Source organism: Klebsiella sp. 1SOBk5mer, from assembly GCF_046603115.1.
Taxonomy (GTDB): Bacteria; Pseudomonadota; Gammaproteobacteria; order Enterobacterales; family Enterobacteriaceae; genus Klebsiella; species Klebsiella quasipneumoniae.
Genome location: NZ_JBKIUU010000007.1, coordinates 1 through 11922 on the forward strand (window position 1 = coordinate 1; position 11922 = coordinate 11922).

Genomic DNA, 11922 nt, shown 5'->3' on the forward strand with positions numbered 1-11922 from the left:
ATATCAAACAGTTACGCAAATATCTGTAGGCCCGCGCAAGCGCAGCGCCGCCGGGCAATTCCTGAAGATTGCACCTGGCCAGCACGATGAAGCCCTCTTTTCAGAGGGCTTTTATCGCACAATAGCGAAGATTAACGCTTAAAGCGGTCCGGGAAGGTCATTTCGCTGTAGCGAACGAAGCGGGTGCCTTTTGCCAGTTTGTACCCAAACCAGATGACGAGGAACAGCGGAATACCGATGTAGGTCGCCGCCACGCCGCCCCAGTCAATGGTGTCCTTGAGGAACGCTTCGTAGTTCTGTCCGAGGGTGATGATCAGGCACAGCACGAAGGCGAAGATCGGCCCCAGCGGGAAGAACCCGGAACGATACGGCAGATTATTAATATCGTTACCCTGCAGGACGAAGCCACGACGGAAACGATAGTGGCTGATGGCAATCCCCAGCCAGGCGATAAAGCCCGTCATCCCCGAGGTGTTCAGCAGCCACAGGTACACCGTCTGGTTACCGAACATCGAAGTCAGGAAGCACAGCGCCGCGATAACGGTGGTCGCATACAGGGCGTTGCGCGGTACGCCGCCACGCGACAGCTTCGAGAAAATGCGCGGCGCTTTGCCGTCGCAGGCCAGGGTATACAGCATACGCGTAGAGGCGTACATCCCCGAGTTACCCGCCGACAGAACGGCCGTCAGGATAACGGCGTTCATGATCGCCGCCGCCGACAGCAGACCGGCGTGCTGGAAGACCAGCGTGAACGGGCTGACGGAGATATCTTTAACGTCGTTGCGCAGCAGGCTCGGATCGGTATACGGAATGATCAGGCTGATAATCAGGATCGCGAAGACATAGAACAGCAGGATACGCCAGAAGACCTGGCGCACCGCGCGCGGAATGTTCTTTTCCGGGTTCTCAGACTCACCGGCGGCAATACCGATAAGCTCGGTGCCCTGGAAGGAGAAGCCGACAATCATCGCCACGCCGATCATCGCCGAGAAGCCGCCGGCAAACGGCGCATCCGCGATCCCCCAGTTGCTCCAGCCGGCAGGCTGCGCACCTTTGAAGATGCCGACAATCATCATCACGCCGACGATGATAAAGATAATGACGGTGGCCACTTTGATCAGCGAGAACCAGTATTCCGCCTCACCAAAGCCGCGCACCGAGATCCAGTTCAGCAGGAACATAATGCCGAGGAACAAGGCGCTCCAGATCCAGCCTGGGGTGTCAGGGAACCAGTAGCTCATCACCAGCTGCGAGGCCACGAGGTCAACGGCGATCGTTACCGCCCAGTTGTACCAGTAGTTCCAGCCCAGCGCGAAGCCGAAGCCCTCTTCAACATAATTCTGCCCGTAGGTGGCGAAGGAACCGGACACCGGCATAAACGCCGCCAGTTCGCCCAGGCTGGTCATCAGGAAATAGACCATCAGACCGATCAGAATATAAGACAGCAGCGCCCCGCCGGGACCTGCTTGCGAAATCGTTGCGCCAGAGGCAACAAAAAGACCCGTACCGATGGAACCGCCGATGGCGATCATGGTCAAGTGGCGCGCCTTTAGTTCACGACGTAGCGTGGGCGCTTCTGTGGTTTTAGTTTCCGAAACCATGTGATAATGCTATCCATCCAAAAAATGAGGCGCGATTGTAGCAGACGATCGGGGTTCCATCCGGTACAAATGCAAAGTTATAAGAGAGCTTCATGATCGACCGCAAATTATTAGTAAAGCACTAACCTGCGGAATTGCCAGCAAATTCCCCCCCTTTATCAGGCGATAAAGCCGGATCGCTACACCTGGCAATACTGCAGAAAACGTTGTAATGCTTTGGAAATATGCTTCTGACGGTGGTGGATCCGCCACAGCGTGCGCGTCAGCCGGGGCAGCGGCACTTTCAGCTCCGCCAGCGTGCCGGAGGCCAGCTGTTCGGCAATCACCCGCCGCGATAAGCAGCTGATCCCCAGCCCATGGCGCACAGCGTGTTTGATCGCCTCCGAGTTGCCCAGCTCCATCCCCAGATGAAACGCCGGCAGATGCGACAGCAGAACGTAATCGACAATCTCCCGGGTGCCAGACCCATGCTCGCGCAGGATCCACGGCGCCTCGGCCAGCTGCTGCAGGGTCACCTCCCCCGCCAGCAGCGGCGAGTCAGGCGCGGCAAACACCACCAGCTCATCTTCCAGCCACGGCTCGGCGATAATATCGGCGGCATGGCACGGCCCCTCGATCAGCCCGAAATCCACCCGCAGGTCGGCAACGGCGTTGATCACGTCCAGGCTGTTGCCCACGCTCAGCTCAACCGGCAGATCCGGGAAGTCATGGCGATAGCGGGCAATGATCTCCGGCATAATATAGTTGCCGATGGTGCTGCTGGCGTAGACCCGAATCGCCCCGTTGTCGCCGCGAAACAGCTGCTCGATCTCCAGGGCCCGCTCCAGCAACGCCAGGGCGCGCGGATAGAGCAGCCGTCCATGCTCATTGACCACCAGCCGCTTGCCGACGCGGTCGAACAGCTGTACGCCAAGCTGCCCTTCCAGATCGGTCAGCGCGGCGCTGACCGCCGATTGCGAAAGCGCCAGCATCTGTGACGCCTGAGTGGTCGACCCACTCTTATGGACTTCGGCGAACACTTCCAGCTGCCGCAGCGTAATATGCATAACCCACCCGTTTAGTAATCCAGTCTGAATAACCTTCCTTACTATGGTGACACAAATCGAGGCGGCTGACGGAAGGAAAATCCCCTTACGTCACAAAATCATCGTCTTGCTGACAAGAGCAGCTCGCTTGCGCGCCTCACTCCCCTGCCCCGTTGTCGCCAGCGAAGCGGTCATTAACCACTTATTACGATTGATTATAAACATATAATCAATTTTATATTTAATCCCGCGCGGCGTAACCTTTAGGCAGACAAAGGAGAAGGTTATGACAGCACTCACTTTACCCACCAAACATCGTTCCCTGTGGCATTTTGTCCCAGGCCTGGCGCTGACCGCCGCCCTGACCGGCGCCGCCCTGTGGGCCGGTAGCTTCCCGGCCATCGCCGGGGCGGGCTTCAGCGCCCTGACCCTCGCTATTCTGTTCGGGATGGTCGTCGGTAACACGGTCTATCCGAAAATCTGGCAGCCATGCGACGGCGGGGTGATCTTCGCCAAACAGTATCTGCTGCGCCTGGGGATCATCCTCTACGGCTTCCGCCTGACGTTCGCCCAAATTGCCGACGTCGGCGTGAGCGGTATTTTGATTGACGTTCTGACGCTCTCCAGCACCTTTTTCATCGCCTGCTTCCTGGGCCAGAAAGTGTTTGGGCTCGATAAGCACACCAGCTGGCTGATCGGCGCCGGCAGCAGCATCTGCGGCGCGGCGGCAGTGCTCGCCAGCGAGCCGGTGGTCAAAGCCGAAGCCAGTAAAGTGACCGTCGCCGTCGCCACGGTGGTGATCTTCGGTACCATCGCCATCTTCCTCTACCCGGCGATGTACCCGCTGCTGGCGCACTGGTTTACCCCGGAGACCTACGGGATCTATATGGGTTCCACCATGCATGAAGTGGCGCAGGTCGTCGCCGCCGGCCATGCGGTCAGCCCGGATGCGGAGAACGCCGCGGTTATCGCTAAAATGCTGCGCGTGATGATGCTGGCCCCGTTCCTGCTGTTCCTGGCGGCGCGTGTTAAACAGCTGACCCCGGCGGGTAACGGCGAGAAAAGCAAAATCACCATTCCGTGGTTTGCCATTATGTTCATCCTGGTGGCGGTGTTTAACTCCTTCCATCTGCTGCCGAAAGCGGTCGTGGATATGCTGGTGACGCTGGATACCGTCCTGCTGGCGATGGCGATGGCCGCTCTTGGGGTGACCACTCACGTCAGCGCGCTGAAAAAAGCCGGGGCGAAACCGCTGCTGATGGCGCTTATGCTGTTCGTCTGGTTGATTGTCGGCGGCGGGGCCATTAACGTCGCCATCCACAGCCTGATGGCATAAAGCACTACATCTTTCTCCAGTTAAGCCGCTATCATTACCCACCCCCCAGCGGCTTTAACTGGAGTTTTTTTATGAAATACGTAGGAGCGCACGTGAGCGCCTCAGGTGGACTGGCCAATGCCGCCATTCGCGCCGCCGAAATCGAAGCAACCGCCTTCGCCCTCTTCACCAAAAATCAGCGCCAGTGGCGCGCCGCGCCGCTCAGCGACCAGACCATCGCCGAATTCAAAGCCGCCTGTGAAAAGTATCACTTTGGCCCCGGACAGATCCTGCCGCACGACAGCTACCTGATTAACCTCGGCCACCCGGTGGAAGAGGCGCTGGAAAAATCCCGTGACGCCTTCATCGATGAGATGACCCGCTGTCAGCAGCTGGGGCTGACGCTGCTCAACTTCCACCCCGGCAGCCATCTGCAGCAGATCCCGGAGGAAGAGTGTCTGGCGCGCATCGCCGAATCGATCAATATCGCGCTGGCGAAGACCGAAGGCGTCACCGCGGTTATCGAAAATACCGCCGGCCAGGGCAGCAACCTGGGCTTTAAGTTCGAGCACCTCGCGGCCATCATCGACGGCGTGGAAGATAAAACCCGCGTCGGCGTCTGCATCGATACCTGCCACGCCTTCGCCGCCGGCTATGACCTGCGCAGCGCCGAAGCCTGCGAGAAGACCTTTGCCGACTTCGACCGTATCGTCGGCTTTCAGTATCTGCGCGGCATGCATCTCAACGATGCCAAGAGCGCCTTCGGCAGCCGGGTCGACCGTCACCATAGTCTGGGGGAAGGCAACATCGGCCACGATTGCTTCAGCTGGATCATGCAGGACAACCGCTTCGACGGCATTCCGCTGATTCTGGAAACCATCAACCCGGATATCTGGGCGGAAGAGATTGCCTGGCTGCGGGCGCAGCAGATCGCCGAAGTGGCGTAAATAGAGACATAAAAAAAGGGCCGAACAGTCGGCCCTTTTTTATTGCGGAGAGATTATGCCGCTTTTTCGACTTCCGCTACTTGCGCTTCCGGGCGTTTCAGCACCGCGTAGGAGAGGCCCGCCACCAGCGTCCCGGCAATAATCGCCAGCAGGTAGCCCAGCACTGGCGTAATCGCCCCCGGGATCAGCAGAACAAACAGCCCGCCGTGCGGCGCCATCAGTTTCGCGCCAATCGCCATCGAGATAGCGCCGGTTACCGCGCCGCCGACGATACAGCAAGGCAGCACGCGCATCGGGTCACGGGCGGCAAAAGGAATCGCCCCTTCAGAGATAAAGCACAGGCCGAGAACCAGCGCGGCTTTACCCCCTTCCCGCTGCCCTTTGTCGAACTTATTGCGGGCAACCAGCGTCGCGATACCCATCGCCAGCGGAGGCACCATACCGGCCGCCATGATCGCCGCCATCGGCGCGTAGGTCTGGGTACTCAGCAGGCCAACGCCGAAGGCATAGGCCGCTTTGTTCACCGGGCCGCCCATGTCGGTACACATCATCGCGCCGAGGATCGCGCCCAGCAGAACCGCGTTGGCGGTGCCCATGGTTTGCAGCCAGTGGGTCAGCCAGGCGAGGATACCGGCGACCGGTTTACCAATCAGGTAGATCATCGCCAGGCCCACGATCAGGCTGGAGACCAGCGGAATGATCAGTATCGGCTTCAGCGCTTCCATACTCTGCGGCAGTTTCAGCTTAGTGCTGATGGCTTTCGCCACGTAACCGGCAAGGAAACCGGCAATGATCCCGCCGATAAAGCCGGAGCCGCCGCTGACCGCCAGCATACCGCCGATAAGACCCGGGGTCAGACCCGGACGGTCGGCAATGGAGAAGGCAATAAAGCCCGCCAGCACCGGCACCATCAGCGCGAAGGCCGAGCCGCCGCCGATTTGCATCAGCGCCGCCGCGAGGGTGTCTTTCACTTCAAACGCTTTGATCCCGAAGGCAAAGGAGAGCGCGATACACAGGCCGCCCGCCACCACCATCGGCAGCATGTAGGAGACGCCGGTCAGCAGGTGGCGGTAGGCGCCCGCCGACTCTTTTTTACCTTCGCCAGCAGCCTGAGGTTTACCGGAAGGCTGGTACGGTTTGGCTTCAGCCACCGCTTTGTCCAGCTCCTGGGCGGTTTTCTTCAGCGCCAGACCGGTGGTGGTGCGATACATCGGCTTGCCGGCGAATTTCGCCAGGTCGACTTCGATATCGGCGGCGACGATCACCAGATCCGCCTCGGCCACCTCTTCCGGGGTGATAGCATTGCCCGCGCCGACGGAGCCGCGGGTTTCCACTTTCACCCACCAGCCGCGTTTTTTCGCTTCGGTTTCAATGGCTTCAGCCGCCATAAAGGTATGGGCAACGCCGGTCGGACAGGCGGTGACCGCGACAATACGTTTCGGTCCGCCGGTGGCCGCCGGGACTGCCGCGGCGGCAGGCGCCGCGTACGGCGTCGCGTGGCCTTTGGCTTCGCTGAGGAACAGCTCCGGGTGCGCCACGGCGCGATTAATATCGCCGAGGTAGACCTGTTTGCCGTTCAGCGCGCTGTCAGTAGGCAGCGCCGACCCGAGAACAATCACCAGTTCGGCGTCGTTCGGATTATCAATCAGTTCAAGGTGCGCTTTTGGCGCTGCGGCACCCAGCAGGGTTTTCGCCATATAGGCGCGCGCCTGTCCGAGTCCGGCATCAATAATCAGCAGCGTTTTCATTATGCCTCTCCTGCTGTCAATTAAAGGGTTGTAAGTCGACGCGCGCCATCATCGCGGCCAACTGGGTACGGTCGGTGATCCCGACGTTGCTCTGGCTGACGGCCAGGGCAGCGACGGCGGTCGCCAGGCGCAGGGTATGCTCGCTGGATTCACGCATCAGCAGGCCGTAAATCAGGCCGCCGACCATCGAATCGCCGGCGCCAACGGTGCTGACCACTTCGACTGAAGGCGGTTTGGCAATCCACTCGCCGGAGGCGTTCACCCACAGCGCGCCCTCTTCGCCCAGGGAAATCACCACGTGGGCGATCCCCTGCTCGCGCAGCGCATGGGCGGCGTCGATAACGTCTTTCATCTCCGGCAGCTTACGGCCAGCCCAGATCTCCAGCTCGCGACGGTTCGGTTTCACCAGCCACGGCGCCGCTTTCAGTCCGGCAACCAGCGCTTCGCGGCTGCTGTCGAAAATGATGCACGGGCACTGGCTGCGCAAACGGGTCATCCAGTCGGTAAAGGCTTCCGGGCTGACGCCGGACGGCAGGCTGCCGCTGACGCAGACCATATCGAACTGCCCCAGCCAGCTCAGGGAGTCGTTGACGAAGCGTTCCCAGTCGCCTGGGGTGACTTCAAAGCCGGAGAAGTTGAAATCGGTCACTTCGCCATCTTTTTCCGTCAGCTTAACGTTGATGCGGGTCCGACCCTGCACCACCTGGAAACGGTTGGCGATCCCCAGCTCGCTGAACAGCTGCTGAAAGCCATCCTGGTTGTCTTTCCCCAGGAAGCCGCCGACGGTGACGTCAATGCCAAGATCTTTCAGCACTTTCGCCACGTTGATGCCTTTCCCGGCGGCGTGCAGGCCGGTGGTACGCACCAGGTTCACTTCACCGCGCTCGATCTCCGGGGTGAAGCCCACCAGATCGTACGCCGGGTTTAAAGTAATGGTTGCTACACGTCTGCTCATTTATGCGCCCTCCCCAAGGCCTGCGGCGATCGCTTCGCCAATCGCATCCAGCGCTTGTTGCGCATCCTCACCCTGCGCGGTAAAGCGCAGACGGTGACCTTTTTTCACACCCAGCGCCACGACCTTCATCAGGCTGCGGCCGTTGGCCGGCTTGCCGGAACCGTCGAGGTTAGTGACGGTGACGTCGCTGGAAAATTGTTTAATGGTGTTGACCAGCATGGTGCCCGGACGGGCATGCAGGCCGTGCTCATTGCGCACCACGAATTCGGCGCTCAGCACATCTTCGGCAATCGCGTCGTCGCTGGTCAGCAGCGCCAGCACGGTGGCGGCGTCGGCTTTCAGCAGATGGTCAGCTTTCTTGTCCAGCAGCAGCTTGCTCAGGCGGTTCAGCACCGCGGTTGGCTGTTCGTCGGTCATCGCCACCGTAACCAACAGGGAAACCGGCTGGTCGTCGCGGGTGAAGGCGGTGGCGGCGCGGCTGACCGCCACGGCGCTGCGCAGATTGCCTTCGGCGCTGTCGTTCAGCCAGATGCCCTGACCGAGGTTCAGCGGCGTATCGTTAATGACGTGGCTAACGAAGGCGGAATCCACAGCGCCTGCTTCTTTCAGACGCGCGGCGTTCAGCGCCTGCAGGGTCAGCAGATCGCTGGCCGCGACGTCGAGACTCAGAGTCTCGTTGTCCAGCTTCAGCGCTTCGCTCTGCTTCTCCCCCATCAGCAGCGCACGCAGCTCTTCCGCGGTGGTGGCGGACTGCAGCTGGGCGGCGACCGCGTCATCGCTCAGCACATGGGTCAGCTGACGCAGCAGGCCGAGGTGTTCATCTGAGCTGGCGGCAATCCCGATCGCCACATAGGCGGTCTGCCCTTCGCCCCAGGTGACGCCCTGCGGGAACTGAAACACCTGAACGCCGGTCTTCAGCACCTGGTCACGCGTATCCGTCGTGCCGTGCGGGATCGCGATCCCGTTGCCGAGGAAGGTGGAGGTCTGCTGCTCGCGCGCCAGCATGCCGTTCACGTAGCCATCGGCCACGTTGCCGGCGCTGACCAGCGCGGCGGCGACCTGCCGGATGGCCTCTTCTTTATTACCGGCCTGCTGGCCGGGATGAATATCCTGCACAGATAACTGGAACATGGTTCTCCTCTCCTGCTGAATTGAATCGTTTCAGCTAACTTGAGAAAAAAGGCGCCATCTGACGGTGAACGATATGCCGAATGACGCTGAAACGTTTCAAGAATTCTGTACCTTTCTTGCTCAACGCGCAAGGTACGTCAGCGACTTGATTGCAGAACTTAGAGGTACTGCACACTTTTGCTGAAGCCCTGGCGCCTGGCCGCGGTAAACGTCAGCTTTTTGCTGAACCCTCTATTTTGAAACGCCTTTTTAATTATTCGTGCCATACTACTGTTTATTTTCAGCCAGCAGGCGTAAACTCCGCGCCGTCTCCTGAAACTACAGAAAACCAAACACATGGAAAACCGAAGCGCCGCCCTCCCCCGACGCGGGTTCGATGTCACCTCTTCCGCCTTCCTGATCGTCGCCTTTCTGACGGGCATTGCCGGGGCGTTGCAGACGCCGACCCTGAGCCTGTTTCTGACCAATGAAGTGCATGTCCGCCCGGCGATGGTGGGTTTCTTTTTTACCGGCAGCGCCGTCATCGGCATTCTGGTCAGCCAGTTCCTCGCCGGTCGTTCTGACCGTCAGGGCGATCGCAAGCAGCTGATTGTCGTCTGCTGCCTGCTGGGGGTGCTGGCCTGCGTGCTGTTTGCCTGGAACCGGAACTATTTCATTTTGCTGTTCATCGGCGTATTCCTTAGCAGCTTTGGTTCGACCGCCAACCCGCAGATGTTCGCCCTCGCGCGCGAGCATGCCGACAAAACCGGCCGCGAAGCGGTGATGTTCAGCTCCATTTTGCGCGCCCAGGTCTCCCTGGCATGGGTGATTGGTCCCCCGCTGGCCTATGCCCTGGCGATGGGGTTTGGCTTTACCGCGATGTACCTCAGCGCCGCGGCGGCGTTTATCGTCTGCGGGATCATGGTCTGGCTGTTCTTGCCCAGCATGCGCAAAGCCAAGGCGGTGGCGACTGGCCGGCTGGAAGCCCCGCGCACGCACCGCCGCGATGCGCTGCTGCTGTTCAGCATCTGCACGCTGATGTGGGGCACCAACAGCCTGTACATCATTAATATGCCGCTGTTTATCATTAACGAGCTGCATCTGCCGGAGAAGCTGGCCGGCCTGATGATGGGGACCGCCGCCGGGCTGGAAATTCCCACCATGCTGATTGCCGGTTACTACGCCCGGCGCTTCGGTAAACGCTTTCTGATGCGCCTTTCCGCGGTGGCTGGGGTGCTGTTTTATGTGGGCATGCTGACGGTGCATACGCCGGCGCTGCTGCTGGCGATGCAGGTGCTGAACGCCATCTATATCGGGATCCTCGCCGGGATTGGCATGCTTTATTTCCAGGATTTGATGCCCGGGCAGGCGGGCGCGGCCACCACCCTCTACACCAATACCACCCGCGTCGGCTGGATCATCGCCGGCTCACTGGCGGGCGTGGTGGCAGAGATCTGGAGCTATCATGCGGTGTTCTGGATAGCGCTGGTTATGGGGCTCGCCACTCAGGCCTGCCTGTGGCGGATCAGGGACGTATAGATAAGGTTGCCCGGCCGGAGCCGGGCAGTGCGGATTAGTGATCCAAATAGAGATAATGCAGCCAGCTGGTCATGCGCAGCAGCACCTTGCGCATAATCGACACATGGGCAAAATAATCGGTATATACCGCAGCCTGGGCGCTGACCCCGTCCGGTAAATGTTCCACTTCCGGATGGGGATCGAGGTCGATCAGCACGTAAATGCCCTCTTTCCCCGCCCCGGCGTTCAGCCCCTGCAGCGCGCCGCTGGCCTGGTAACTGCCGTCCGGGACGGTCGGCAACACGCGCGATACCTTACCACTGTAGACGCTGCCCGGCAGACCATTAAACACCACCTCCGCGCTGTCCCCGGCCGTCAGACGCAGGACCGAGTTCTGACGGAATACCGCCACCACCTGGCGCTTTTGCTGGGGAATAAACACCAGCACCGGCTTGAAGGGCAGACGCACCGCGGTCATCCCCGGCCGCGCCAGAAGCTGGGTGACGTAGCCGTCGCTCGGCGCGCGAACCACGGTTTGCGCCAGATTATACTCCGCCTCAAGGATCTGCGATTTCAGGCTGGCAATATTGGCATCCAGCCCGTGGTAGCGGCCGGACACCTGCTCTCTGGCGTTTTGTAATTGCGCTTTCGCCGCCTGCAGGACCGCCGCCTGGATCTGCACCTGCTGCCTGGCGTGAGTCACATCCTGTTCCGAAAAAGGATTCACCGGCATGGCCGCCCCCTGAGCATAGCGCTGGTTGTCACGGGTGACCCGGTCGTACTCCGCCTGCGCCTGCTGTACTCTGGCACGGGCATCGTCAATGGTCGCCTGCTTCGCCCGCAGCGTGGCCTCTTCGGCCGCCAGATCGGCTTTCAGCTTGTTCAGCCGCGCGCGGTAGCGGGTATCGTCGATGCGGAACAGCAGTTCGCCCTTCTTCATTAACACATTGGTTTTACTGGTGACCTCCACCACCTCGCCTGATACCTGGGGCACCATCGGAATGGAGACGACAATTTTTTGCGCTCGCATCGTATAGGGGTGGTTATAGTTCATCGTTAATATTAACGCGCCAACGACCACTATTCCGCCTAATATCGCTGTCGGGATTGTCCATTTATTTACTGGAATGCGAAATATCTTAAACACGCCCCAGGAAATGGCGACATAGCAAAGGATAATTAACAGATCCATATTATTTCTCGCTATTCTCCGCCGACGCCTGCTGGCTGTTTTTTAATGCCGCTTCAAGTAACGCAATGCGTTTTTCCAGCTCCGCTCGCTGCTGATGTCCCTCGGACTGCGAAGCCATCCCCCAGCCACGATCGGGCCGGTACAGCGTGGCCCAGATCCACAGGAAAGGCCAGATAGCATGCAGGGTAAACAGGCTTATCCAGCCCGCCACATGAATCGCGTCCTGATGGGGGTGCTGGCGTTTTTGCGCGATGTGATAGGGAATATCGTGGATAATAATAACTCCATAAAACAGTATGAGAAAAACCAGTATTAATACAAACAAAGCAAAATAATTAAGCAGCATGGTACATATACACTCAGTAAGCCAGCGGGAAGATCGTTATTTTTAATGACGTCGAGAACCACAAAAGAAGTAATAAAACGCACAGGCTTCCTTAAATAACCGACTGTTCACGGCAAAGGCCATCATACGTTCAGCAGATCAATAAATCACATGGCAATTCCGCCA

At 59.5% G+C, this 11922-nt stretch carries 10 protein-coding genes; 3 read left to right on the forward strand and 7 right to left on the reverse strand.

The genetic code is table 11. The features are described 5' to 3' along the window. Positions 1–131 precede the first annotated feature (131 nt). Positions 132–1601, reverse strand: coding sequence for an amino acid permease (locus tag ACLH1U_RS16120; RefSeq protein ID WP_023290447.1), 1470 nt, complete (start codon positions 1599–1601; stop codon positions 132–134). A 179-nt stretch (positions 1602–1780) separates the two neighbouring features. After that, positions 1781–2647 (reverse strand): DNA-binding transcriptional regulator YeiE, encoded by an 867-nt coding sequence (gene yieE, locus ACLH1U_RS16125; RefSeq protein ID WP_004201638.1) that lies wholly within the window; start codon positions 2645–2647, stop codon positions 1781–1783. A 265-nt stretch (positions 2648–2912) separates the two neighbouring features. On the opposite strand from yieE, the gene ACLH1U_RS16130 reads away from it, so the two are divergent. Then, positions 2913–3962 (forward strand): YeiH family protein, encoded by a 1050-nt coding sequence (locus tag ACLH1U_RS16130; protein WP_032453526.1) that lies wholly within the window; start codon positions 2913–2915, stop codon positions 3960–3962. A 71-nt stretch (positions 3963–4033) separates the two neighbouring features. Further along, positions 4034–4888: a deoxyribonuclease IV gene (gene nfo, locus ACLH1U_RS16135; protein ID WP_023290450.1), complete on the forward strand. Its 855-nt coding sequence runs from the start codon at positions 4034–4036 to the stop codon at positions 4886–4888. A 53-nt stretch (positions 4889–4941) separates the two neighbouring features. On the opposite strand, the gene fruA is transcribed toward nfo, so the two are convergent. The 3 genes from fruA to fruB are packed head-to-tail and all read right to left on the reverse strand — an operon-like array spanning position 4942 to position 8722. Beyond that, positions 4942–6636, reverse strand: coding sequence for a PTS fructose transporter subunit IIBC (gene fruA / locus ACLH1U_RS16140; RefSeq protein ID WP_065882922.1), 1695 nt, complete (start codon positions 6634–6636; stop codon positions 4942–4944). A 16-nt stretch (positions 6637–6652) separates the two neighbouring features. Further along, on the reverse strand, positions 6653–7591 hold the full coding sequence (gene fruK / locus ACLH1U_RS16145; RefSeq protein ID WP_002912941.1) for a 1-phosphofructokinase: 939 nt from the start codon (positions 7589–7591) through the stop codon (positions 6653–6655). Next, positions 7592–8722 carry a fused PTS fructose transporter subunit IIA/HPr protein gene (gene fruB / locus ACLH1U_RS16150; RefSeq protein WP_004201642.1) on the reverse strand — a complete coding sequence of 377 codons (1131 nt, stop codon included), beginning with the start codon at positions 8720–8722 and terminating at the stop codon, positions 7592–7594. It abuts the gene before it with no gap. Between the two features lie 336 nt (positions 8723–9058). Between fruB and setB the strand changes: the two genes are divergently transcribed. Then, positions 9059–10240, forward strand: a complete 1182-nt coding sequence (gene setB / locus ACLH1U_RS16155) for a sugar efflux transporter SetB (RefSeq protein WP_121935847.1) — start codon at positions 9059–9061, stop codon at positions 10238–10240. Between the two features lie 34 nt (positions 10241–10274). Here setB and ACLH1U_RS16160 read toward each other — a convergent pair whose 3' ends face one another. Both ACLH1U_RS16160 and ACLH1U_RS16165 read right to left on the reverse strand, forming a co-directional pair. Next, the gene (locus ACLH1U_RS16160) at positions 10275–11411 is read right to left on the reverse strand and encodes an HlyD family secretion protein (protein ID WP_032453531.1); all 1137 of its coding nucleotides are present in this window, start codon (positions 11409–11411) and stop codon (positions 10275–10277) included. Position 11412: 1 nt separating this feature from the next. Further along, positions 11413–11757 carry a DUF3302 domain-containing protein gene (locus ACLH1U_RS16165; RefSeq protein ID WP_032453532.1) on the reverse strand — a complete coding sequence of 115 codons (345 nt, stop codon included), beginning with the start codon at positions 11755–11757 and terminating at the stop codon, positions 11413–11415. Positions 11758–11922 lie beyond the last annotated feature (165 nt).

Excerpts from the sequence above, each read along its gene's own strand:
- ACLH1U_RS16120 (WP_023290447.1), bottom strand. The coding sequence starts at position 1,601 with ATGGTTTCGGAAACTAAAACCACAGAAGCGCCCACGCTACGTCGTGAA.
- yieE (WP_004201638.1), bottom strand. The coding sequence starts at position 2,647 with ATGCATATTACGCTGCGGCAGCTGGAAGTGTTCGCCGAAGTCCATAAG.
- ACLH1U_RS16130 (WP_032453526.1), top strand. The coding sequence starts at position 2,913 with ATGACAGCACTCACTTTACCCACCAAACATCGTTCCCTGTGGCATTTT.
- nfo (WP_023290450.1), top strand. The coding sequence starts at position 4,034 with ATGAAATACGTAGGAGCGCACGTGAGCGCCTCAGGTGGACTGGCCAAT.
- fruA (WP_065882922.1), bottom strand. The coding sequence starts at position 6,636 with ATGAAAACGCTGCTGATTATTGATGCCGGACTCGGACAGGCGCGCGCC.
- fruK (WP_002912941.1), bottom strand. The coding sequence starts at position 7,591 with ATGAGCAGACGTGTAGCAACCATTACTTTAAACCCGGCGTACGATCTG.
- fruB (WP_004201642.1), bottom strand. The coding sequence starts at position 8,722 with ATGTTCCAGTTATCTGTGCAGGATATTCATCCCGGCCAGCAGGCCGGT.
- setB (WP_121935847.1), top strand. The coding sequence starts at position 9,059 with ATGGAAAACCGAAGCGCCGCCCTCCCCCGACGCGGGTTCGATGTCACC.
- ACLH1U_RS16160 (WP_032453531.1), bottom strand. The coding sequence starts at position 11,411 with ATGGATCTGTTAATTATCCTTTGCTATGTCGCCATTTCCTGGGGCGTG.
- ACLH1U_RS16165 (WP_032453532.1), bottom strand. The coding sequence starts at position 11,757 with ATGCTGCTTAATTATTTTGCTTTGTTTGTATTAATACTGGTTTTTCTC.